A 24,451-nucleotide genomic window follows, 5' to 3' on the forward strand; every position below is an offset into this window, starting at 1 on the left:
TTCACTTACACTTTAAAAGTGAATATTTAATGATTAGTAAAAAAAGGTAGATAAATAGTAAATATTACCTATTATAAATTAACCATATTTTGTTCTTTCTGAGGAAAATGTCGAAAAGTAATAGACTTTGTTAAATATATGACTTAAACTGTTCGTAGATAATTGATTTTTTTTGGCTGTTGTTAACAATTTGAAACAGGTACATTTTGGGAGGTTATGTTATGAGTTTATTTAGTGGAACAATACATACACTAGAAAATTCGTTAAATTACGCTACAGCAAAGAATCGAGTGATTGCACAGAATCTTGCAAACATCGATACGCCTAATTACAAAGCAAAAGATGTAGCATTCAAGAAAGTTTTGTCGGATGCATTAGATTCACCATTGCAAGCAAGACAAACAAATTCAAAGCACATACCGTTTAACCAAGAATCTACTAGCGTATACCAAACAGTTACTAATTCTGCTACATCTTATAACCATAATGGCAATAGCGTTGATGTAGATAAAGAAATGTCGGAGCTTGCTGAGAATCAAATTTATTACCAGGCGTTAACCGATCGGATTAATGGGAAATTTAATAGTTTACAAACAGCGTTAAGAGGAGGAAGCTAAGATGTCCATATTCCACGCACTCGAATCTAGTGCAAGCGCACTAACTGCTCAAAGACTACGAATGGATGTCATTTCCTCGAATATTGCTAATGCTCAATCTACGAGAGCAACGGTAAATGAAAATGGGGATTATGAACCATATCGAAGAAAAATGGTTACAATGCAGTCTGAATCAACCAACTTTAAGTCTTTGTTAAACCGTGCGAAGAATTCTGGACAGCCAGGAGGAGTAAAGGTAACAGAAATAACGGAAGACGAGACGCCGTTTAAATTCGTTTATAATCCTTCACATCCAGATGCGAACGAGAATGGATACGTTCAATTACCAAATGTCGAGCCTTTAAAAGAAATGGTAGATTTAATGAGTGCCACAAGATCGTATGAAGCGAATATTACGGCATTAAATGCGAGTAAATCAATGTTAATGAAGGCGTTGGAAATAGGAAAATAATCGAAAGGAGTATTCGTAATGATTCAGTCTATTAATAATCAAATACCGCAGCAAGCAGTACATAATAATGGGTTAGAAGCTCAGGCAACGGTGGGAGAAGCACAAGCTAATTTTGCGTCTATGTTGAAAACGGCCATTGATGGAGTGAACCAAACACAAGTCGCCTCTGACCAGCAAACAAAGGCTTTAGCTAATGGCAGGGTAGACGATTTACATAATGTGATGATAGCAGCACAAAAATCTAGTATAACATTAGAAGCGACCGTACAAATCCAGAAGAAGGTAGTAGATGCCTATAAAGAAATGATGAGCATGCAAGTTTAGTTGTTCACAAACAGTCAGGAAGGGTATTTACACTTAGCACGTTAGTGGGGGAAGTCATGAACGAGAAAATAAAAAAATTCAAAAACACTACTACGGCTTTCTGGACCGATCGTACCAAAAGTCAGAAGCGGATTTTTATAGGAACTATGATCATTATTGTACTACTTATTACGGCAATTTTATTATTTGCCTTTCATTCTAAGTTCGTACCGTTATACAACAACTTATCCGTTCAAGAAGCAGGGCAGATTAAAGCGGAATTAGATACACGAGGTGTTCCTTATGAATTACAAGAGAATGGAACAACAATACTGGTTCCTGATGAACAAGTAGATAGCTTACTAGTTGATTTAGCAGGTCAAGGGATCCCTAATAGCGGCAATATTGATTATTCATTCTTTAGTGAGAATGCTTCATGGGGTGTTACCGAGAATGAATTTAATGTGATGAAGCTGGATGCAATGCAAACAGAATTAGCAAATTTAATGAAGGGAATTGACGGTATAAATGATGCTCAAGTGATGATCAATATGCCAGAGGAAGCGGTTTTTGTTAATGATACACAACAAAATGCAAGTGCTTCGATTGTATTGAATACAAAGCCTGGTTATCAATTTCAAGAAGGGCAAATTAATGGTTTGTATCATATGGTATCCAAAGCAGTACCAAATTTACCAATAGAAAATATAGCGATAACAAATCAATATTTTGAGAGTTTTGAACCTGGTAACACGACTGGAAATGTACAAGACACTTATACATATCAACAGCAGGTTAAGCAAGATATTGAGCAGGATATTCAAAAACGTCTACAACAAATGTTAGGTGCCATGGTGGGACTAGAAAATGTGATCGTGTCGGTTACTTCTGATATTGATTTTACGCAAGAGAATCGTACAGAAGAAATTGTCGATCCTGTAGATTTAGAAAATATGGAAGGTCTTCCTGTAAGTATTGAAACCATCCAAGAAACATATACAGGTGACGGTGCGGCTGCAGCTGGGTCACCTGCTGATGAAGGAGATATTCAGACTTTTCAAGGTACAGACGAAGGGGATAATGGCGAGTATGAGATGGTGAAAGAGACGATCAACAATGAGTTCAATCGAATTCGAAAGAATATTGTTGAGAGTCCATACAAAGTAAGAGACTTAGGAATACAAGTGGCTGTGAACGCTGTGAAAAATGAGAATGGCAGTGAAGTAGAGTACTTAACACAACAAGAGGAAGCGACGGTGGAAGAAGGAATGAATTCCATTATTACTACTTCTATCGATAGAGAATATGTAGAAAATATAGAACCTGAAGAGAAAGTATCGATTGTTTTTCAAGAATTCACAGGTAAGCAAACGGCATCATCAGCTACAACACCAGTTATTCCTGCGTGGGTTTATATCGTAGGAGGAATTGTACTTCTAGCAATCATTATTCTTGTGATTAAATTACTTCGCAACAGAAAAGCAGAAGAGGTTGAGGAAGAAATTGACAGCGAGGAACCAATTAATGTTCCAAATATACCAGAAAAAGAAGAATCTGAGTCAATGGTTAGAAAAAGACAATTAGAAAAAGTTGCAAAAGAAAAACCGGAAGATTTTGCGAAACTATTAAGAAGCTGGATCGGAGAAGATTAGGAGGTAGTTGATATGGTAAGACAGATAGGCGTATTAACAGGAAAACAAAAAGCAGCAATACTTTTAATCTCCCTGGGTCCAGATGTTTCCGCACAAGTCTATAAGTATTTATCAGAGGAGGAAATTGAGAAATTAAGCCTAGAAATTTCCTCCGTAAAGAAAGTAGATAATGAATTAAAAGATGAAGTATTAGACCAATTTCATCAAATTGCTGTAGCACAGGATTACATATCGCAAGGCGGGATAGGTTATGCCAAGACGGTTTTAGAAAAAGCTTTTGGTAAACAGGAAGCTTCTAATATTATTAATCGGCTAACATCTTCCTTGCAAGTGCGTCCATTTGATTTTGCTAGAAAGGCGGATCCTCACCAGGTTTTAAATTTTATTCAAGGTGAGCATCCACAAACCATTGCATTAGTACTTTCTTATTTAGATGCTGAGCAATCCGGGCAAATATTATCTTCATTGCCACAGGAAATGCAAGCGGATATCGCGAAGCGAATTGCTACGATGAGCTCTGCATCACCGGAGATTATTTCTCAAGTTGAAGAAGTCTTAGAAAAGAACTTATCTACCTCCCTGACGGAAGATTATACACAAACTGGTGGTATCCAAGCCGTTGTTGAAGTATTGAATGGTGTAGATAGGAGTACGGAAAGAACCATTTTGGATGCATTAGAAATTCAAGATCCGGAGTTAGCTGAGGAAATCAAGAAACGAATGTTCGTGTTTGAAGATATTGTTATATTGGATAACCGAGCCATTCAGCGGGTTATCCGTGAGGTGGAAAATGAAGACTTACGGTTATCATTAAAGGTTGCAAGTGATGAAGTAAAGGATATTGTATTTAAAAATATGTCTCAACGAATGGCGGAAACATTTAAAGAGGAAATGGAATATATGGGGCCAGTACGTCTTCGTGATGTAGAGGAGGCACAAACAAGGATTGTTGGGATTATCCGAAGGTTGGAGGATGTTGGCGAAATTGTAATTGCTAGAGGTGGAGGTGACGATATTATTGTCTGACGATACGAACCAATCAACTAGGCAAATTAAAATCAAGCCGGTCCATTTACTAACAAATCAAACATCAACCACGGATGAATTAGCGAGAATGCAGACAGATGTTAACGAGGAAGTTCATAAAGCCCAAGCACAATTAGAACACATAAAGGTAGAAAGTGAAGAGTTACTGAGGCAAGCTCGGGAACAAATTAATAAAGAAAAAGAATTGTGGCAGCATGAACGTCAGTCCTATATAGAAGAAGCGAAGAAACTAGGATATGAAGAAGGGTTCTCTACTGGTGAAAAGGAGAGTAGAAGCAAGTATCAAACTGATTTAGAGAAAGCAAATCAAATTATTACAGCAGCCAGAAGAGACTACCACTCGTTGATTGATGAAAATGAAGAAGCCATTTTAACACTTGCGATACATACAGCTGAAAAAATAATGAAGCAAATGATTAACCAACATCCCACATCATTCCTTCCTATTATTAAGTCAGCAATCAAAGAGCTAAAAGATCAATCCATTATTTCCATCTACCTTCATCCCAATCAATTTGAATTTGTACTTCAACATAAAGATGAATTGAAATCTATTCTTGAGAATGATGCAAAGCTATCCTTTTATGTGAATGAAGAATTGGATGAGTATGGATGTAAAATAAAACATCCATTCGGACAAATGGATGCAGGTATTGATACACAACTGCAAGAGCTTCGACAAGTGCTATATGAAATTGTGGGTGAAAAGAATCAATGAACGTGTCGACATATTTAGATGCTATTGATATGGCTGACCCATACAAGCGTTATGGGAAAGTTTTACGTGTGGTGGGAATTATGATCGAATCCAAGGGACCAGCTGCTAATGTAGGAGAAGTTTGCTATATTCATCCAGCCAAAAACCGTAATTCCCCAATCATCTCAGAAGTTGTCGGTTTCAATAATGAAAAAATTCTATTAATGCCATACTCTGAAGTTTCAGAAATTGGACCGGGCTGTCTTGTAGAATCTACCAAAAAACCATTAACTGTAAAAATTGGCAGAGGTTTGATTGGAAAGGTAGTTGATTCTTTAGGAAATGCTTTAGATGAAACGCCGTTACCAAAAGGATTGACTCATTATTTGACTGAACAATCTCCGCCAAACCCAATGCTTCGGCCGCCTATTGAGAAGCCGATACAAGTAGGTGTAAAGGCAATTGATTCGTTATTAACGGTTGGAGAAGGCCAACGAATTGGGATCTTTGCTGGAAGCGGCGTTGGTAAGAGTACATTATTAGGGATGATAGCTCGTAATAGCAGCGCCGATATAAATGTCATTGCATTAATTGGGGAAAGAGGTAGGGAAGTAAGGGAATTTATTGAAAAAGACCTCGGAGAACAGGGATTACAAAAATCAATTGTCGTTGTTGCAACATCTGATCAACCAGCGTTAATGCGAATCAAAGGTGCCTATACTGCTACAGCAATCAGTGAGTACTTTCGTGATCAGGGATATCGGGTGAATTTAATGATGGACTCGGTAACAAGGGTTGCTATGGCACAACGAGAGGTAGGGCTGGCTACAGGGGAACCACCAACTACTAAAGGGTATACTCCTTCTGTATTTGCTACATTACCAAAGTTACTAGAACGTACGGGAACTAATGAAAAAGGAACGATAACTGCCTTTTATACCGTATTAGTTGATGGCGATGATATGAATGAACCGATTGCTGATACAGTTAGAGGGATTCTTGATGGTCATTTTGTCATGGACCGTAAATTAGCAGAGCGTGGTCATTACCCGGCAATTAATATCTTAAAATCGATTAGTCGAGTAATGAATCAAGTTATTAATAGCACACATAAACAAACAGCTAATGAAGTACGGTCTCTAATTGCAGCATATGAAGAAAATAGGGAACTGATTCAAATTGGTGCTTACAAACGAGGTACAGATAAGGAAATAGATCGAGCCATTTCTTATTATCCAAAGATACAGTCGTTTCTCAACCAAGATATCTATGACAAAAGTTCGCTATCGGAGTCTATTGAACAAATGATGGATGTACTAAACGGGAGGTAAACATGAATGGCAGAAACCGTTGTTCTAAATAAACTATTACATGTCCGAGAAAGGGAAAAAATCGCTGCTCAAAAAGTATATCAGCAATCGATTGATTTCTTTGAAGCAATTGGAACACAACTATACGAGTTATTAAAAAAGAAAGAAGCAGCAGAGGCGTCTTATGAAGCATCACTTTCGGATATGACAACACTTGAAAAGTTAAGAGAACAGGTTAGATATATTGAAGAATTAAATCATCATATTGTCCGCTTGCAGGAAGAGGTTAATCAAGCAAGAAATAATATGGAGTCAAAACAAGAGCAGTTAACGAATGCGCATATCGAGATGAAGAAGTTTGAGAAACTGATTGAAACGAGAGAAAAGAATGAAATAGAAATACAGCAAAGAAAAGAAAAAGCATCAATGGATGAATTATCGATTTATCAATTCTTAAATCATAAAAATAGGTGAAGTGCATGGTCAAAAAATACGATACGGATAAGAAAAAAATGAATCCTGTTCTTTGGTTTTTATTTGCAATTGTCATTCCGATTACTGTCACAATTACACTTGTATTAATCATATTAAGTGTCGCTGGAATTGATGTAACAGGATGGATGAAGGAAAAAGCGAATGGGATTCCGGTTGTTTCGAATGTAATTGACACAGAAGATGAAGCAACGATACAGCATGAACAAGAACGCATCCAGAACCAATTAGACAAAAAAGATGCAGAAATGAAGCAACTTAAATCAGATCTTAATGATAAAGAAGCTGCGGTCGAACAATTAGAGCAAGAAATTCTTAAACTGGAAAATAGTCAGAAAGAAAATAAAGAATCAGAAACTGCTCAAGGTGAAGAAGAAATAAGTTCTGTTAAAACAATGGCTAATTCGTTTAAAGATATGGATAAAGAGCAAGCTGCATCAATTATTCAAAATTTAGATAATGAGATTGCCTTAGCCATATTAAAAGAAGTATCCAATGAAGTACGTGGAGAAATCCTTGAGGCAATGGATTCCAAGGCAGCTGCTGCATTAACGCAGCAATTTATTCAAAGTGAAAATTAACTTTTGATGAAGGTGAAAGGAGGTGAAGGCATGAACAATGGGGCTACTCACATATTTCAGCAATTACAATCGTTACCGAAGTTGATGAATCCATCAAAAAACAGTCAATTATCGAATGAAGCGCGGCCATTTCTGTTTCAACAAATTCTAGGTAAACATCATGCTTCTGATGATACGCTAACAAAACAAGCATTTGCTAAGGGCGAAGCACCGCAGCAAGTTATGGGTGAATTACCCTTAATGATAACTGCGAAACAATGGGAGGATATCCAATCAGAAAGTTCTAAACAGGTTAATAAGAATCTGACTTTGGAAATGGAAAGTGCTTCTGAACAAGTCGAATGGATGGGACATGTCAATGGGTCGTCTGAAAAATGGAAGCATATCCAATCAGATAATGTATTTATGCAATTATTTGCTGAGGTGAAGGAAATACTTGGGTCTTTAACAACGATACAAGAAACTTCCAAAGTTGCTCCAAAAGTACTTCAGCTTTTACAGAAATGGACAAATGAAGTAAATAAAAATGGGGCCCACATTTCAAAAGACCAAATACCTTTGCTGTCTAAAACAAACTCCAAAGAAGCAGCTATTTGGCAAAATTTCGTCCAAGCTTTTGCAAAACGAAACCAATTAGTCCAAAAACAGCAATATAATAGCGACGCAAAAGTGACGGTTCAAGATGTGGCAAAGTGGTTATCGAATACGTTAGAACAACAAGGAATGAAGGATACTGTTGGAGGATTAGCTTATTCATCAACGGTTCCTAGTGCGAAAATTGAACAACATGCAATTTATATCAATCCGACTCAACAGAGCTCAAACAGCACGGGAAAACAATTCATGGAACAGTTTCAACATATTATTAAGTCCAGTCGGTTTATGGCTATGCCTAATGGTACGAATCAACTCAATATATCGATAAGACCTCAGAACTTAGGGGAAATGATCATCCGTTTAACGCAAGTTGAGGGAGAAATGACGGTTCGAATACTTGTAAGTTCACAAGCAACGAAAGACATGCTTGAATCAAATATGCAGCAATTGCGCCATATGTTTTCTCCACAGCAAGTTGTTGTCGAGAAACAGGACTTCCAGTCGCAACAACCATCACAACATATGCAAAAACAGCCTGATACGAATTCAGAACAATATTCAGATCAAGACCAGCCAAAGGAAAACCTGGAACAGGAACAACAGGAACATCCATTTAATGATGATTTTGATACCCAATTGAAGGAATTACTAATAAACGAACAAGCATAGGAGGTGTAAGAAATGGCGAAAATTGATCCTTCATTATATTTAAACAACCAAGCAACTAGAACTCCTAGTCCCGATCTTGGGAAGGATGAGTTTCTTAAGATATTAATGACTCAATTACAAAACCAGGATCCAACCAATCCAATGGACGATCGTGAGTTTATTTCTCAAATGGCACAGTTTTCTTCGTTGGAACAGATGATGAATATGACGAATTCTATTGACACGCTCGTTCAAAGTCAGCTTGTCTCTCCAGTAATAAAGTACAGCCACATGATTGGTAAACAAATATCTTATCAAGCTTATGATGAGGAAACAGGAGAAAAACTTGATATTGAAACAGGTAAGGTAGTGGCTGTGAGTCAGCAAGATGGATGGGCGATATTAGAACTTGATAATGGAGAAAAAATCTATGCCGATGCTGCACTTGAAGTAAGAGATCCAACCGACTCTGAAAGCAATAATAATCAAGGTGATGAAGCAAATGAGTAATGTGGATCATCGGATTCACCAAATTTCAAAACATGCAATGCAACCTCTTTATAAAACAGATAAACGAACGGAGGGGGCAAGCTTTAAGGATATTCTTGCTTCACAGCAGCAAGAAATCAAAGGGCTGACTATTAGTAAGCATGCAACAGATCGATTACAGGAAAGAAATATTCAAATAACCGAAAAACAGTGGAGAATGATCGAAAACAAGGTAGCTGAAGCGAAGGAAAAAGGGATTACTGATTCTCTTGTTGTGCTGGAACAAGCATCTCTGCTAATTAGTACAAAGAATAATACAGTAGTCACCGCGATGGATCGAAATGATGCAATGAATAGAATCTTTACCAATATAAATGGAACAATCTTAATTGAAGAATAGGCTGGACCCTATTGGGAAGCCAATTAGCTGTTGACTGATGGATACAGTGTAGTTAAAAAATAACGAAAAGGGGTTACGAAGATGTTACGTTCAATGTATTCAGGTATTTCAGGTATGAAAGGATTTCAAACGAAGTTAGATGTGATTGGTAATAACATTGCCAATGTTAATACTTCCGGGTTTAAAAAAGGTAGAGTAACGTTTCAAGACATGATGAGTCAAACTACCGCAGGTGCTCAAGGACCGACAGCTGGTAGAGGAGGAGTAAATCCTTCACAAGTTGGTTTAGGCTCTCAGCTAGGGTCCATTGACAACATACACACACAAGGCTTCCGTCAAACAACAAATAACCCACTCGATCTAGCGTTAGAAGGTGATGGCATGTTCGTATTAGAGGGAAATGGAACGACTTATTATACACGTGCTGGAAATTTCTACTTAGATGATAATGGAGCTATTGTGAATGCAGATGGTTACTACCTTCAAGATATGAACAATGAAGCGATAACTATTCCAGAAGATGCGAAGAGTTTCAGTATCCAATCTGATGGTACCGTTAGTTATATTAATGCAGATGGGGAAAGTCAAGAAGCTGGTCAAATTGCTTTAGCAAATTTTTCGAACCCAGCCGGTCTTGAAAAAGCAGGAAGCAACCTTTTCTTAACGAGTGAAAATGCCGGCTATAATGGCATAACGACACCTGAAACAGAGGGTACTGCTTCGATCGTTAGTGGAGCTCTAGAAATGTCAAATGTTGACTTATCCGAAGAATTCACGGAAATGATTACTGCCCAACGTGGTTTTCAAGCAAATACGAGAATTATTACAACTTCTGATGAAATCCTTCAAGAATTAGTAAATCTAAAACGTTAGTAAGGGGGGAGGGGGTGTTTTAAAAGACACTCCCGCCTATAAGATGATTTCGTTAACACGTTTAAATGGAGAAGTTTTTACATTAAATGCAATTCTAATTGAACAAATTCAGGAATTTCCTGATACTACGATTACGTTAACAAATGGAAAGAAATTGGTTGTTAACAATAAACAAGATGAGGTACTCCAGTTAGTCAAGAATTACTATCAGCAAATCGGACTCGTAGTTACACAGAAGGAGGTCAATGACCAAAGTGAGTAGATTGGTGAAAACGATGATGATTTCAGTAGCTATATTAGCTATTGGCGGAATCGCTGCGTTCATGATCTTTTGGAATATGGATCCGAATAACCACAAAGGGAGTGCAGCATCTATAAAAAAAATAGAAGATTATGCTTATGAGACTCCCGAAATTACAACGGATCTTAATGATGACAGCTTTGTTCGCATTCAATTTCAAGTCATTACAGATAGCAAAGAAGCAAAGGAGGAGTTGGGTAACCGTGATTTTCAATTAAAAAATATACTGATCAAAGAACTAACTACAATGGAAGAGGAAGATTTCAAAACAGGTTTAACAAACTTAGAAGAAAAAGTAAAAACCAAAATTAATGAAGTAATGACGTCAGGGAAGGTCACAGATGTTTATACAATTAATAAAATCTTGCAATAAAATTACGTATTTGAACTCCATAATGGAGGTGAAATCAATTGGCAGATGAAGTTCTTTCTCAAAACGAGATTGATGCACTGTTATCCGCTCTTACATCAGGAGAAATGGACGCCGAAGAATTAAAGAAGGAAGATAAGGAAAGAAAAGTTCGAGTTTATGATTTCAAGCGTGCCTTACGGTTTTCTAAAGACCAAGTTCGAAGTATCTCGCGAATTCATGAGAATTATGCACGTTTACTGACCACTTTCTTATCTGCAAAATTAAGAACATATATTCATATTTCAGTTGCATCCGTTGATCAAATCCCTTATGAGGAATTCATTCGATCTATACCGAAAATGACGATTCTTAATACATATAGCGTTTATCCATTAGAAGGAAGACTAGTAATGGAAGTTAACCCTAATATAGCTTATGCCATGCTTGACCGCACACTTGGAGGAGCAGGAAGTGGTCTAAATAAAGTAGAGAACTTAACAGAAATTGAGACCATTTTAATGTCACAGCTGTTTGAAAAAGCAAGTGAAAAACTGAAAGAAGCCTGGGCATCTATTGTAGAGATTGATCCGGTCCTTGAAGAATTTGAAGTAAATCCGCAGTTTTTACAAATGGTATCTCCAAATGAAACAGTGGTTGTAGTCTCATTAAATACAACGATTGGAGAAGCTACAGGGATGATTAACATATGTATTCCTCATATTGTCTTAGAACCAATTATCTCTAAACTTTCTGTACATTATTGGATGCAAACATCTAGTAAGGACAGAGATGAGGCTGCATACGAGAAATTAACAAAGAATGTTCAGCAAGCAGCCATAGAATTAAAAGCTGTACTTGGTGAAACCGATATTTCGATAGAGGAATTTTTACAGCTAAATAAAGATGATGTGATTCGTTTAAATAATACGATAGAAAGTCCACTTACTTTAGCAGTAAACAACCAACCAAAATTCTTCGTACAACCAGGTACTTATAAAAATAGATTGTCTGTACAGATAATGGAAGAATTTAAAGAGGTGAACGAAGGTCATGAATGATGGAATGCTTTCTCAAGAAGAAATTGATGCACTATTGAAAGTTAGTGCAGAACAAGATAATGAATCTGACAATAAATCCGACACAGTGCAGTATTTAACGAGCATAGAAGAAGATACACTCGGTGAAATTGGAAATATTTCATTTGGTAGCTCTGCAACTACTTTATCAACGTTATTAAATCAAAAAGTTGAAATTACTACACCGAAAGTCTCTGTGATGGAGCAGCAAGAATTAGAAGCTTTTACATTTGAACCAGTTAGTATTCAAGTGAACTATGTGGAAGGCTTCACTGGGAAAAATGTGTTTGTAATTAAAGCCGAGGATGCTGCAGTTATTTCCGATATTATGCTTGGTGGTGATGGTACGAACCCCACAGATGAATTGAACGAAATTCATATTAGTGCGGTACAGGAAGCGATGAATCAAATGATGGGGGCCGCTGCTACGAGTATGTCTACGGTCTTTCAGAAAAAAGTAGATATCTCACCTCCAACCATTCATTTAGAAAATCCTGATAATCAATCGGAAATTGCCTTAGATGGAAACCCATTTGTTAAAGTATCGTTTCAATTAAAGGTTGGTAATTTAATAGATTCGAATATTATGCAACTAATGCCAGTCCAGTTTGCTAAGGAACTTGTTAATCAATTATTACATGAAGAACCAGCGGAGAAAGAATCTTCAGCTGCGTTGGAGCAAGTGGAGGTGCCTATGTTTAATCACGAACAAAGTCAATCACTTACATCCGAACAAAAAGATGAAACGCATGTTTTAGGGAATGCAACAACTTATCAACAATCGATCGAGCAAGCGAATTTTTCTGAATTTGAACCAATCCAATTATCTAATAAAACACAACGTAATCTAGACATGCTGTTAGATATTCCACTAAAAGTTACTGTCGAGTTAGGAAGAACCAAACGTTCTATTAAAGATATTTTAGAATTATCCTCTGGATCAATTATTGAACTAGACAAACTAGCCGGTGAGCCAGTAGATATTTTAGTAAATGAGAAATTAATTGCAACTGGTGAAGTTGTCGTTATTGATGAGAACTTTGGCGTGCGAGTTACGGATATTGCTAGTCCGACAGATCGAATAATGAAATTAAAATAATCAATGAATAGATTCATAGGAGGAAGTTAAAATGGCAAATCGTATTTTAATTGTAGATGATGCAGCTTTTATGCGAATGATGATTAAAGATATCTTAACAAAGAATGGATTTGAAGTAGTGGCTGAGGCGCAAGACGGAGGCGAAGCGGTAGAGAAGTTCGAGGATGTTTTACCTGATCTAGTCACCATGGATATTACCATGCCAGAGAAAGATGGAATAAGTGCTTTGAAAGAAATAAAAGCAAAACATCCAAACGCAAAAATCATTATGTGCTCAGCCATGGGACAACAGGCAATGGTCATTGATGCCATTCAAGCAGGAGCAAAAGATTTTATTGTTAAGCCATTCCAGGCAGAACGCGTGATTGAAGCAATTCAAAAGGCATTGCATGAATAAAGTGAGTGAAGAATATTGAGAAAATATATCTGTTTCTGTAGCATCATTTTATGTTTCTTTATTCTGATACTGACACCAAGAGAAATAGCTGCAGAAACAACATCTGTAAATGATTGTATTGAACAACAGAAAGATTGTGAACAAACAGAAGAAGCACCTACGTCGAATTCGGAAAATGAGAGTGAAGTGAAGACACAGACTGACCCATTATGGTTAAGTATGGTGAAGTTAGTATTTGCATTATTGCTCGTATTGGGACTGATTTATCTCCTGTTACGATTTATCAAAAAACGAAATGTTTTATTCAGTCAAGTGAAGACGTTGGAGAATCTTGGTGGTATATCACTTGGGCAGAATAAGTCCATACAAATTATTCGCGTAGGTAATAACTATTATTTAATCGGTGTAGGCGAAAATGTGGAGTTATTACGAGAAATTACAGACCAATCATTTATTGATGAATTAACTCGAAGAAATAGCTCCAATTCGGATGATGGATTCTTTTCATTGTTTCATAAAATAGGAGTAAATGGGAGACCCCATAGCTCAAAAGGAAAAGAAAGTTTTGATGGTCTTTTTGCAAAGGAACTGGATAAACTCAAGCAAAATCGAACTGACTTAATAAAACAATTCAACAAGCAAAAGGAAGATAAGCATGAATGAATTTATCGATATGTTTTCTGGTTCCGATCCGACAAATGTAGCAACTTCGGTTAAGCTTGTACTCTTACTCACAATTTTGTCACTTGCTCCGAGTATTTTAATTTTAATGACAAGTTTTACTAGAATCATTATTGTACTGTCATTTGTACGAACTTCTTTAGCGACGCAACAAATGCCACCGAATCAAGTGTTAATTGGCTTAGCTCTTTTCTTAACCTTTTTTATTATGGCTCCGGTGTTTAATGAGATTTACGACGAAGCCTTAGAACCATTATTTAAAGAAGAAATTTCGCTAGATGAAGCCTATGAAGGGGCTAGTTTACCCATTAAAGAATTTATGGCTGAACATACGAGACAAAAGGATTTGGCACTGTTTTTGAATTATGCTGAATTGGAGCAGCCAGAATCAGTACAAGCGATTCCACTTACTACGTTAGTACCGGCATTTGCCATTAGTGAATTAAAAACGGCGTTTCAAATGGGGTTTATGATATTTGTACCATTTTTAATTATAGATATGGCAGTAGCTAGTGTTTTGATGTCAATGGGAATGATGATGTTACCTCCTGTAATGATTTCATTACCATTTAAGATTTTATTATTTGTCTTAGTGGATGGCTGGTATTTAATTACGCATTCACTACTAGATGGTTTTTAAGAAAGCATTAAAGGGGGATCTATTCGATGAGCAGTGAGTTTGTTTTAAGTCTTGCTGAAAAAGGCGTATTTACAATCTTGTTAGTGACAGGTCCATTATTAATTTTAGCATTGGCGGTTGGATTGTTAGTGAGTATTTTCCAAGCGACAACACAAATACAAGAACAGACCTTGGCCTTTATCCCGAAAATTGTTGCTGTATTAGTTGGCCTGATTTTCTTTGGACCATGGATGCTGACGGAAATGGTAGAGTTTACTTCCGATTTATTTCAAAATATAAATCAGTTTGTAGGGTAATGTATGTTAGATGTTATTGATGTTAATAGTCTTCCAGTTTTTTTATTAATTTTAGTACGTGTTGTAGCCTTTTTTGCAACGATGCCATTATTCTCATATCGTACTATTCCTAGACCGTTTAAGCTTGGTCTTAGCTTCTTCTTGGCTTTCCTCATATTTTATACAGTAGATGGAGGAAGTATTGCCTTTGATGGGACCTATTTGTTTTTGATTATGAAAGAGGCGCTAGTGGGCCTTCTAATCGGTTTAATTGCCTATATCATTCTTTCCGCTGTACAAATTGCTGGTGGTTTTATTGATTTTCAGATGGGATTTGCAATTGCTAATGTAATTGATCCGCAAACAGGCGCTCAGAGTCCGTTAACCGGCCAGTATTTTTATATTATTGCTTTATTATTCTTATTATCGGTGAATGGCCATCACATATTAATAGATGGAATAGTAAATAGCTATCATTTTATACCTATCGATAGGTTCATTCCTTTTCAAAACGAAAACATTGCTCAATTTGTAATAGAAACGTTTAATCAAATGTTTTTAATAGCTTTTCAAATAGCGATACCTATTGTGGGCTGCTTATTTCTTGTAGATGTAGCCCTGGGCATTGTGGCAAAAACTGTACCACAATTAAATGTATTTGTTGTTGGTCTCCCATTAAAGATATTCGTTAGTTTTGTAGCTTTATTGTTTTTTATGAGCTTATACATTGTTTTAGTAAAGCATTTATTCGAAATACTATTCACTACTATTCGAGGTTTAATGCAATTATTCGGAGGTGGATAGCATGCAGCTAAAAATAGATTTACAGTTTTTTGCTGGGGAAAAGACTGAAAAGGCCACTCCAAAAAAGAGACAAGATGAACGTAAAAAGGGTAAGGTAGCTAAAAGCCAAGATGTAAATACCGCGATTTTATTATTATTTTCATTTATCGTTCTTTTTGTGTTTGGAAGCTCGATGAAGGATGGAATGACTTCCTTATTTGAACATACATTTACAGAATTCATTCATTGGGATGTTACAGAGGCAACGGTACATCAATTGTTTACTGGGGCTACTGTTGAAATTGCTAAAATCTTAGCGCCAATTATGCTGATTGCATTAATTGCAGGAATTGCCTCCAACTTTTTGCAAATCGGATTTCTGTTTACTACAGAATCGATAAAATTTGATTTAAAGAAAATTGACCCAATTCAGGGAGCGAAGCGGATTTTCTCCGTGCGCGCTTTAGTAGAATTACTAAAGTCATTATTAAAGATTGTTTGTATTGGTGCAGTTACGTTTGCGGTTATTTGGATTTACAAAGATGATATGATGATGCTTGCTTTTAAAACGGCCGATAGCGCCCTTGCTTTCTTTGGTCAGGTAACGATGGTGATGGGGATTACGGCTACAATTGTTCTACTAGTTCTATCTGTGCTTGATTATGTTTATCAGCGTTACGACTATGAAAAAAACCTGAGAATGTCAAAACAAGATATTAAAGACGAGTATAAAAATATTGAAGGGGATCCTTTAATTAAATCTAAAATAAAAGAAAAACAAAGGCAAATGGCAACTCGTAGAATGATGAGTGAAGTTCCGCAAGCTGATGTAGTTATAACAAACCCAACTCATTTTGCGATAGCGATTAAATACGATGAAGCAAAGGCAAGTGCACCTTATATTCTTGCTAAAGGTGCAGATGAAGTCGCCTGGAAGATTAAAGAAATAGCTAAGGCAAATGAGATTATTACTGTAGAAAACAAGCCGCTTGCCCGTTCCTTATATGGTTCGGTGGATATCGGTGAAGTGATTCCCGAAGAATTTTTTAAAGCTGTTGCAGAAATATTAGCTTATGTATACAAGCTGGAGAACAAAGTTTAGGCATTAAGGAGAGACCTCAATGAAAGCAAAAGACTTATCCGTCCTTTTAGGTGTTATTTTAATTATTATTATGTTAATTATTCCATTACCAGGATGGATGCTAAGTGTACTTATTCTATGTAATATTTCTTTGGCACTTATTGTAATTTTAGTATCAATGAATACACAAGAAGCTCTGCAGTTTTCTGTATTTCCAACACTTCTTTTGCTATTAACATTATTTCGTTTAGGTCTGAATGTTTCGACCACTCGATCCATTTTGTCGGAGGCAGATGCTGGAGGTGTTGTTGATACATTCGGTTCTTTTGTTATAGGTGGAAACCCCCTTGTTGGGTTCGTTGTTTTTGTTATTTTAGTGATTATTCAATTTCTTGTAATTACCAAAGGATCAGAGAGAGTTTCTGAAGTTGCTGCGCGTTTCACTTTAGATGCGATGCCAGGTAAACAGATGAGTATCGATGCTGATTTAAATGCAGGGTTAATCTCAGAACAACAAGCAAAGGAGCGCCGTGAAAAAATAGAGAAAGAAGCGGACTTTCATGGGTCCATGGATGGTGCCAGTAAGTTTGTTAAAGGGGATGCTATTGCAGGTATTATTATCGTTTTAATTAATATTATTTTTGGATTAATTATCGGCATGGTTCAAATGGATCTGTCATTTCAAGAAGCGATTAATACCTTTATGCGTTTGACCGTAGGGGATGGTTTAGTTAGTCAAATACCAGCACTTCTTATTTCTACTGCTACGGGTATTGTGGTGACCAGAACGGCTGGACAAGGCAATTTAGGTACGGATGTTACTGGACAGCTTATGCAATATCCTAAGTTATTATTTATTGCTGCGGGTACCGTCTTTTTACTAGGTTTAACGCCAATTAATTTCTTTTTAACAACGATCTTAGCTGGTTTACTCGCTTTAAGCGGATACATGTTATTAAAACAATCTGAAACAGTTATTCAACCTGATGTAGAGGAAGAGGATCAGACAGAGAGCTCTGCGATGAAGTCTCCAGAAAATGTCGTACATTTATTAAATATGGATCCAATTGAGTTTGAATTTGGCTATTCATTAATCCCGCTTGCAGATGCGAACCAGGGTGGAGATCTGCTTGATCGAATTGTCATGATTCGCAGGCAATTAGCAATTGAACTAGGAATTGTAATACCGGTCGTACGAATTAGAGATAATATTCAGTTAAATCCAAACGAATATCGTCTTAAAATTAAGGGCAATGAAGTCGCTCATGGTGAATTGCTACTTGATCATTATTTAGCCATGGCACCTGATATTGAAAATGATAACATGGAAGGGGTAAACACAACAGAACCAGCTTTTGGTCTTCCTGCAAAATGGATAAATGAAGAGGTAAAGGATGAAGCTGAATTATCGGGATACACCGTAGTAGACCCACCGTCCGTTGTATCGACTCATTTAACCGAGGTAATTAAACAACATGCGCATGAGCTACTAGGTAGACAAGAAACAAAACAGTTAATTGATCATTTAAAAGAATCTTTTCCAATTTTGGTAGAAGAAGTAACCCCAGAGCCCTTAGCAGTGGGCGAATTACAAAAAGTATTAAGCAAATTATTAAAAGAAAAAGTTTCCATAAGAAATTTACCTATCATTTTTGAAACACTTGCAGATTTTTCAAAGTTAACGAATGATACCGAATTACTAGCAGAGTATGTCAGGCAATCCTTATCTGCACAGATTACCAAGCAGTATACCGAAGCAGATAAAAGCCTAAAAGTAGTGACACTGTCAGCGCAGGCTGAAAAGGCAATCGCTGATAGTATTCAGCAAACAGAGCATGGCAGCTATTTATCAATGGAACCAGATATCCAACAGAAGTTGATTGAGCAGACACAAGGAGAGGTAGAAAAGCTAACGTTGCAAGAAGAAAATGCACTCCTCCTATGTTCACCAGCAGTACGTATGTATGTAAAACAATTAATCGAACGCTTTTTACCACAGGTGGTTGTCTTATCCTTTAATGAGTTAGAACCGAATGTACAAGTACAAAGTGTTGGGGTGGTGAATATTGCTTGAAGGTGAAAAAATATGTGGCTCATTCGATGCCGGAAGCTATGAAACAAATCAGAAAAGAGTTAGGTAAGGACGCAGTTATTCTACATTCTCGAGAGGTGAAGCGGGGGAGCCGTATCTTTGGGCTTGGCAAAAAAACGAAAATTGAAGTTGTAGCTGCGAAAGATTCTGACCCGCTGATTTATAACCAAACCCGTCAAGAAGGATTGACTGCAGAGAAACGGCAGGCGAAGGAACCAAAACAAGAATCTAACTCAAATGTATTAGAGGAATTACAACAAGTAAAAAAGCTTTTATTTCAATCTTCGCTTCAAGGTATCCAATACCCAGTTGATTTTCAAGTAGTATATAATCAATTACTTGAGCAAGAAGTTGAGGTTGAAATAGCAACCTCCATCATGGAAGCAGTTATCGAGCGAGAAAAAACAGCAAAGATCCATCATTCATCTTCTGAGCTTGCTGAAGAAGTGAATAAGGAGATTGAAAGGCGGTTGCAATCCACTCATTTTGAAGGTATATCAGAACAAAGCCAAATTATCTATTTTGTAGGGCCAACTGGTGTTGGCAAAACTACAACATTAGCAAAAATTGCTGCAACATCCAAATTACAGGAGCATAAAAGTATTGCCTTTATAACAACAGATACATATCGAATCGCTGCTGTAGAACAATTAAAAACGTATGCTCAATTATTAAATGTACCTTTAGAAGTAGCGTATTCAAATGAAGAATTACAAAAAGCGATTATGAAATTCGCTGCCTATGATCTCATATTTGTTGATACTGCAGGTAGGAATTTTCGAAATGATCAAGATGTAATTAACTTCCAAGAAGGTTTACCAACGAACGAAGCATCCGAAGTATTTTTAGTATTATCCTTATCCGCTAAACCAAAGGACATTCTAGATGTCTATGATCAATTCAGAAGTATCGCAATAAAAGCAGTTATTGCTACGAAAATGGATGAGACGAGACAATATGGAAGTTTATTAAATATTACTTTAGGAAGAAAAATAGGGATTGCCTATATTACGAACGGGCAAAATGTACCTGATGACATAACGCGACCTGATGCCAAAATGATCTCCAACTTTATCTTAGGTGAACATAATGAAATATGATCAAGCGGCGATACTTCGTCAAAAGATGCAAACGTTCAACCAACTGTATAACTCAAAAACGATAGCTGTACTAAGCGGAAAAGATGGAGTTGGAAAGTCGAATATAACCGTTAATTTCTCCTTGGCGCTAATAGAGAGCGGTAAAAAAGTTCTGGTTGTTGATATGGATATAGGAATGGGGAATAGTGATATTTTATTGGGGTTGCAGGTAGAAAAAACAATGATTGATATGTTCGAGGATAATCTTTCTCTTTTTGAAATTATTCAGACCGGCCCCCGAAACCTTGACTATATCGCAGCAGGTTCAGGTTTATCTTCTATTTTTTCCATGAAGGATCATCATAAACAACTGTTTTTCAATCAATATGGCCAAGTTATAGGTCTTTATGATTACGTTATATTCGATATGGGGGCTGGAGTCACCCGGTATGCAATGTCTTTCGTGTTAGCATCAGACGAATGTTTTATTGTAACCACACCAGAACCAACAGCTATTACTGACGCATACAGTATGATAAAACATATTCTTCATTATAATCATACCATTCCTATACAGGTTATAATGAACCGCTCCCAATCAGGGAACAAAGGTTGGAAGCTGTTAGAACGGTTTACAAAGGTTGTCGATCAATTTCTTCATGTTCAAATTGGTGCATTAGGTGTACTTCCATATGATAAAACGGTAAATCAGGCAGTTATTAACCAGACACCGTTTTTCGTTGAAAAAGAAAGGTCTACTATTTCTAAAGCGATGAGGAAAATGGCAGGCGATTATCTTAAAACACAGAATAATAGACAGGATTTCACTTCCTCCTCTTTTTTACAGAAGTTAAAACAGATCGTGAAAGAAAGGTAATCTTATATGCACTTCATACGAGTTATTATTATTGATGATTCTGCGTTTATGCGTAAGGTCCTTACAGACATGTTACACAGCGATGATCGAATAGAAGTAGTTGGTACAGCTAGAAATGGAGAGGATGGGCTTAAAAAAGTAAAAGAGCTGCGCCCTGATGTTGTCACGCTGGATATTCAGATGCCAATTATGGATGGGATTACAACGCTAAAGGAGTTGATGAATCTATATCCAGTCCCTGTAGTTATGTTGTCCAGTGCTACGAATGATTCTACGAAACAAACAGTCCAAGCCATCTCAAGTGGCGCAGTAGATTTTATCGAAAAACCTTCTGGTCCAATATCTTTAGATATTGAGTCAATGAAACAAGATATTATTCAAAAAGTGGTTATGGCTTCAAGAATAACCTTTCCAGTCGGTGAACGAAGTAAAAACAATAGAATGACTGTTTCAAAATTAGAAGCATTCTCTACGAACTACAAAAAAAATATTGTAGCAATCGGAACTTCTACTGGCGGCCCGCGAGCGTTACAACAAATTATCGCTCGTTTACCAGCAACAATTAATGCTCCGATCCTTGTCGTACAACATATGCCTGCGGGGTTTACAAAGTCACTTGCCATACGATTAGATCAATCATCTGCACTGAAGGTAAAAGAGGCGATTCACGGTGAAGTTATAGTGAATGGCACCGTATATATAGCACCTGGTAATTTACATATGAAACTTAAAGTCGTTGGAGCAACTACCTCAATTGTTCTTACGAAAGAAGCGGTGGTAAATGGACATCGTCCCGCTGTTGATACGTTATTTCATTCGCTTGCTGAAATAGAAAGCGTGAATAAACTAGCGATTATTCTAACGGGAATGGGAAGTGATGGGACGAATGGAATAAAAAAATTAAAGGAAACAGACGAAAACACGATGGTTATCGCGGAGTCTGAAGAGACGGCGATTGTACATGGAATGCCAAAAGCAGCGGTTCGGACAAATTTAGTTAATCAAGAATTGCCTTTACTAGAAATAAGTAGGTTAATTACCAAATTAGTATAAATGGAGGGGAAATAGGTGGATACAACGGAATACTTGGGTGTCTTTATTGATGAAAGTAACGAACACTTAGAAGTTTTGTATAATCAATTATTAGTGTTAGAAAAGAAACCGCAGGATAAATCGATTGTTGAAGAAATATTTCGTGCTGCTCATACATTAAAAGGGATGTCTGCCACGATGGGTTACAATGATCTAGCTAATTTAACACACAAGTTAGAAAATGTGTTTGATGCAATTAAAGAGGGTAACGTAGTCGTCAATGCCGAAGTAATTGATATTTTATTTGATGCAGTTGATCATCTGAATGCAATGGTAGAACATATTTCTACTGGGGGAGATGGATCCCGTAATGTAGAACAAATTGTTGATCAATTAAAGCGGATTGAAACAGATGAAGCAGTGACAATATCCAGTACAAGTAAAACATCAACCATTGAAAAAAAGAAGCAATATTTGCATGAAGTAGATGAATTTGAGTTAACCATATTAAAAGAATCAGCTGATCGTGGATATACGAATTTTGAAATAACAGTAACATTAAGAGAAGACTGTTTATTAAAAGGTGCGAGAGTATTTATGGTCTTCGAGGTACTCGAAAAAATGGGAGAGATTATTAAATCGGAGCCTAGTGTTAATCAGTTAGAAGAAGAGGAATTCGATCAATCATTTACCGTTTTATTCATATCGGAACATTCAAAAGCGTATATTGCGAGCAGTATCAACAAAGTCTCGGAGATTGAAAAAGTGGATGTTTGTCCTTTCTCTGTTACAGCTTATGAAGAAAATCTGGAAAAGTCGAAGGAACTGAGAAATCAAGAGAAAGAGACAACCAAGGATATCACTGATGGGACAAAGAACCAGACGAAGACTGCTACGCATAAAACAGTCCGTGTAAATATTGAACGATTAGATATACTAATGAATTTATTTGAAGAACTTGTTGTGGATCGAGGAAGATTAGAGCAATTAGCAGTTGATTTAGAACATGCTGATTTACAAGAAACAGTAGAACATATGTCACGTGTATCGAATGATTTACAAAATATTATCCTAACGATGCGTATGGTGCCAATTGAACAAGTATTTAATCGATTCCCAAGAATGATAAGACAATTAGCAAGAGATTTACAGAAAAACGTGGACATAGAAATTATTGGTGCAGAAACAGAATTAGATCGAACCGTCATTGATGAGATTGGGGATCCTTTGGTTCATTTAATTCGAAATGCAATTGACCATGGTATTGAGAAGCCTGAAGAGCGACTAACAAAAGGGAAACAAGAAAAAGGAACCATAAAGCTAGAAGCATATCATAGTGGAAATCATGTATTTATTGAGATAAAAGATGACGGGGTCGGCATTAATAAGGAGAAAGTTTTATCAAAAGCATTGAAGAAGGGGATTATTACAGAAAATCAAGCTGAATTATTAACGGATCAACAGGTGTTTGAGTTAATTATGGCTAGCGGATTTTCTACAGCTGATACAGTTTCAGATATATCAGGAAGAGGTGTGGGGCTAGATGTGGTTAAGAATACGATTGAGTCATTAGGCGGTCGAATTCAAATCGATGCTAAGCAAAATCAAGGTTCGACATTCTCCATTCAGCTGCCATTAACACTCTCAATCATTTCCGTTTTACTGATTGAATTGCAACAAGAAAAATATGCGATACCACTATCCTCAATTATTGAAACGGCAATTATACATCGAGATGACATTATGCATGCACATAACACAAAAGTAATTGACTTTCGTGGGAAAGTCGTCCCGCTTTCTTTTCTTAATGATATTTTTGAGGTACCTACTACAGATGAAGAAGACCCGTACCTTTCTGTAGTAATTGTTAAAAAAGGGGAGAAGTTGACAGGGTTAATTGTCGATTCCTTTATTGGACAGCAAGAAGTTGTACTAAAATCATTAGGAAACTATTTATCCAATACATTCGCTATCTCAGGAGCAACCATTCTTGGAGATGGGGAAGTTGCTCTAATTATTGATAGTAACTCTTTAATTAAATAAGATGGAGGGATTAACATGGAAAATGAAGTAATGAGTAATCGAAAAGTAATTGTTTTTCAACTAGGAAATGAGGAATATGCAGTATCTGTATTACAAGTAGGATCAATAGAAAGAATGATTCCCATTACCAGAGTTCCGCAAACAGCAAATTTTGTGAAAGGTGTCATTAATTTAAGAGGAGTAGTCACGCCCATTATCGATTTGCGGTTGCGCTTTGGGATGGAGGAATCCGCTTTTAATGAATCTACACGAATTATTATTGTTTATGTAGATGACATGGAGGTTGGCTTAATCGTTGATGCAGCAAATGATGTGATCGATATTCCGGAAAGTGAAATAGAGCCAGCACCAGAAGTAATAGGGTCCGTTGATGCGGATTATATTGAAGGTGTAGCCAAACTAGAAACTCGTCTACTTATACTTCTTGATTTACAGAGTGTATTAACAGAAGATGAAATTCACGAATTAAAATCTGTTGAAGGATAG

Annotated in this window: 29 protein-coding genes; all 29 read left to right on the forward strand. The window is 36.8% G+C overall.

Annotated elements, in window-relative coordinates; all coding sequences use genetic code 11:
• Positions 1 to 221 precede the first annotated feature (221 nt).
• Positions 222 to 617, forward strand: coding sequence for a flagellar basal body rod protein FlgB (flgB, locus tag JKP73_RS09445; protein WP_021291583.1), 396 nt, complete (start codon positions 222 to 224; stop codon positions 615 to 617).
• Position 618: 1 nt separating this feature from the next.
• Complete coding sequence (gene flgC, locus JKP73_RS09450; RefSeq protein WP_200411147.1) at positions 619 to 1,068, forward strand: flagellar basal body rod protein FlgC; 450 nt, start codon at positions 619 to 621, stop codon at positions 1,066 to 1,068.
• A gap of 18 nt (positions 1,069 to 1,086) precedes the next feature.
• Entirely contained in the window at positions 1,087 to 1,392 is a 306-nt protein-coding gene (fliE, locus tag JKP73_RS09455) for a flagellar hook-basal body complex protein FliE (protein ID WP_200411148.1), read from the forward strand.
• Positions 1,393 to 1,448: 56 nt separating this feature from the next.
• Positions 1,449 to 3,023, forward strand: coding sequence for a flagellar basal-body MS-ring/collar protein FliF (gene fliF / locus JKP73_RS09460; RefSeq protein WP_200411149.1), 1,575 nt, complete (start codon positions 1,449 to 1,451; stop codon positions 3,021 to 3,023).
• A 12-nt stretch (positions 3,024 to 3,035) separates the two neighbouring features.
• Positions 3,036 to 4,049, forward strand: coding sequence for a flagellar motor switch protein FliG (fliG, locus tag JKP73_RS09465; protein ID WP_200411150.1), 1,014 nt, complete (start codon positions 3,036 to 3,038; stop codon positions 4,047 to 4,049).
• Positions 4,042 to 4,788, forward strand: a complete 747-nt coding sequence (gene fliH / locus JKP73_RS09470; protein ID WP_021291578.1) for a flagellar assembly protein FliH — start codon at positions 4,042 to 4,044, stop codon at positions 4,786 to 4,788. Before fliG ends, fliH begins: the two co-directional genes overlap by 8 nt.
• A complete protein-coding gene (gene fliI, locus JKP73_RS09475; RefSeq protein ID WP_021291577.1) occupies positions 4,785 to 6,098 on the forward strand; it encodes a flagellar protein export ATPase FliI in 1,314 nt (437 codons plus the stop codon). Before fliH ends, fliI begins: the two co-directional genes overlap by 4 nt.
• 6 nt (positions 6,099 to 6,104) lie before the next feature.
• On the forward strand, positions 6,105 to 6,551 hold the full coding sequence (gene fliJ, locus JKP73_RS09480; RefSeq protein ID WP_021291576.1) for a flagellar export protein FliJ: 447 nt from the start codon (positions 6,105 to 6,107) through the stop codon (positions 6,549 to 6,551).
• A gap of 5 nt (positions 6,552 to 6,556) precedes the next feature.
• A complete protein-coding gene (locus tag JKP73_RS09485) occupies positions 6,557 to 7,150 on the forward strand; it encodes a MotE family protein (RefSeq protein WP_021291575.1) in 594 nt (197 codons plus the stop codon).
• 30 nt (positions 7,151 to 7,180) lie between these two features.
• A complete protein-coding gene (locus JKP73_RS09490) occupies positions 7,181 to 8,416 on the forward strand; it encodes a flagellar hook-length control protein FliK (protein WP_200411151.1) in 1,236 nt (411 codons plus the stop codon).
• Between the two features lie 12 nt (positions 8,417 to 8,428).
• The gene (flgD, locus tag JKP73_RS09495) at positions 8,429 to 8,905 is read left to right on the forward strand and encodes a flagellar hook assembly protein FlgD (RefSeq protein WP_038244301.1); all 477 of its coding nucleotides are present in this window, start codon (positions 8,429 to 8,431) and stop codon (positions 8,903 to 8,905) included.
• On the forward strand, positions 8,898 to 9,284 hold the full coding sequence (locus JKP73_RS09500; protein WP_021291572.1) for a TIGR02530 family flagellar biosynthesis protein: 387 nt from the start codon (positions 8,898 to 8,900) through the stop codon (positions 9,282 to 9,284). The genes flgD and JKP73_RS09500 overlap by 8 nt, the downstream gene beginning before the upstream one ends.
• Positions 9,285 to 9,365: 81 nt before the next feature.
• Positions 9,366 to 10,157, forward strand: a complete 792-nt coding sequence (flgG, locus tag JKP73_RS09505) for a flagellar basal body rod protein FlgG (protein ID WP_021291571.1) — start codon at positions 9,366 to 9,368, stop codon at positions 10,155 to 10,157.
• A 43-nt stretch (positions 10,158 to 10,200) separates the two neighbouring features.
• Complete coding sequence (locus JKP73_RS09510; protein ID WP_021291570.1) at positions 10,201 to 10,419, forward strand: flagellar FlbD family protein; 219 nt, start codon at positions 10,201 to 10,203, stop codon at positions 10,417 to 10,419.
• Positions 10,403 to 10,831, forward strand: coding sequence for a flagellar basal body-associated protein FliL (gene fliL / locus JKP73_RS09515; protein WP_232620904.1), 429 nt, complete (start codon positions 10,403 to 10,405; stop codon positions 10,829 to 10,831). Before JKP73_RS09510 ends, fliL begins: the two co-directional genes overlap by 17 nt.
• 38 nt (positions 10,832 to 10,869) lie before the next feature.
• Positions 10,870 to 11,868 (forward strand): flagellar motor switch protein FliM, encoded by a 999-nt coding sequence (gene fliM, locus JKP73_RS09520; protein WP_021291568.1) that lies wholly within the window; start codon positions 10,870 to 10,872, stop codon positions 11,866 to 11,868.
• Positions 11,861 to 12,985, forward strand: a complete 1,125-nt coding sequence (gene fliY, locus JKP73_RS09525) for a flagellar motor switch phosphatase FliY (RefSeq protein ID WP_021291567.1) — start codon at positions 11,861 to 11,863, stop codon at positions 12,983 to 12,985. The genes fliM and fliY overlap by 8 nt, the downstream gene beginning before the upstream one ends.
• 31 nt (positions 12,986 to 13,016) lie before the next feature.
• Positions 13,017 to 13,382: a response regulator gene (locus tag JKP73_RS09530; protein ID WP_021291566.1), complete on the forward strand. Its 366-nt coding sequence runs from the start codon at positions 13,017 to 13,019 to the stop codon at positions 13,380 to 13,382.
• 15 nt (positions 13,383 to 13,397) lie between these two features.
• A complete protein-coding gene (locus JKP73_RS09535) occupies positions 13,398 to 14,045 on the forward strand; it encodes a flagellar biosynthetic protein FliO (RefSeq protein WP_021291565.1) in 648 nt (215 codons plus the stop codon).
• Positions 14,038 to 14,703 carry a flagellar type III secretion system pore protein FliP gene (gene fliP / locus JKP73_RS09540; RefSeq protein ID WP_021291564.1) on the forward strand — a complete coding sequence of 222 codons (666 nt, stop codon included), beginning with the start codon at positions 14,038 to 14,040 and terminating at the stop codon, positions 14,701 to 14,703. The genes JKP73_RS09535 and fliP overlap by 8 nt, the downstream gene beginning before the upstream one ends.
• Positions 14,704 to 14,729: 26 nt before the next feature.
• Positions 14,730 to 14,999 (forward strand): flagellar biosynthesis protein FliQ, encoded by a 270-nt coding sequence (gene fliQ / locus JKP73_RS09545; RefSeq protein WP_021291563.1) that lies wholly within the window; start codon positions 14,730 to 14,732, stop codon positions 14,997 to 14,999.
• A gap of 3 nt (positions 15,000 to 15,002) precedes the next feature.
• The gene (gene fliR, locus JKP73_RS09550; protein WP_200411152.1) at positions 15,003 to 15,782 is read left to right on the forward strand and encodes a flagellar biosynthetic protein FliR; all 780 of its coding nucleotides are present in this window, start codon (positions 15,003 to 15,005) and stop codon (positions 15,780 to 15,782) included.
• Between the two features lies 1 nt (position 15,783).
• Positions 15,784 to 16,863 (forward strand): flagellar biosynthesis protein FlhB, encoded by a 1,080-nt coding sequence (gene flhB / locus JKP73_RS09555; protein WP_021291561.1) that lies wholly within the window; start codon positions 15,784 to 15,786, stop codon positions 16,861 to 16,863.
• A gap of 19 nt (positions 16,864 to 16,882) precedes the next feature.
• Positions 16,883 to 18,916, forward strand: coding sequence for a flagellar biosynthesis protein FlhA (gene flhA / locus JKP73_RS09560; protein WP_200411153.1), 2,034 nt, complete (start codon positions 16,883 to 16,885; stop codon positions 18,914 to 18,916).
• 2 nt (positions 18,917 to 18,918) lie between these two features.
• Complete coding sequence (gene flhF, locus JKP73_RS09565; protein WP_234447115.1) at positions 18,919 to 20,034, forward strand: flagellar biosynthesis GTPase FlhF; 1,116 nt, start codon at positions 18,919 to 18,921, stop codon at positions 20,032 to 20,034.
• The gene (locus tag JKP73_RS09570) at positions 20,024 to 20,890 is read left to right on the forward strand and encodes a MinD/ParA family protein (protein ID WP_200411154.1); all 867 of its coding nucleotides are present in this window, start codon (positions 20,024 to 20,026) and stop codon (positions 20,888 to 20,890) included. The genes flhF and JKP73_RS09570 overlap by 11 nt, the downstream gene beginning before the upstream one ends.
• A gap of 6 nt (positions 20,891 to 20,896) precedes the next feature.
• The gene (locus JKP73_RS09575; RefSeq protein WP_200411155.1) at positions 20,897 to 21,943 is read left to right on the forward strand and encodes a protein-glutamate methylesterase/protein-glutamine glutaminase; all 1,047 of its coding nucleotides are present in this window, start codon (positions 20,897 to 20,899) and stop codon (positions 21,941 to 21,943) included.
• A 15-nt stretch (positions 21,944 to 21,958) separates the two neighbouring features.
• Positions 21,959 to 23,965: a chemotaxis protein CheA gene (locus JKP73_RS09580; protein ID WP_200411156.1), complete on the forward strand. Its 2,007-nt coding sequence runs from the start codon at positions 21,959 to 21,961 to the stop codon at positions 23,963 to 23,965.
• A 15-nt stretch (positions 23,966 to 23,980) separates the two neighbouring features.
• Positions 23,981 to 24,451: a chemotaxis protein CheW gene (locus tag JKP73_RS09585; protein ID WP_021291555.1), complete on the forward strand. Its 471-nt coding sequence runs from the start codon at positions 23,981 to 23,983 to the stop codon at positions 24,449 to 24,451.

The sequence above is a fragment of the Virgibacillus salexigens genome (assembly GCF_014905415.1).
In the GTDB taxonomy this organism is placed as follows: Bacteria; Bacillota; Bacilli; order Bacillales; family Amphibacillaceae; genus Virgibacillus; species Virgibacillus salexigens.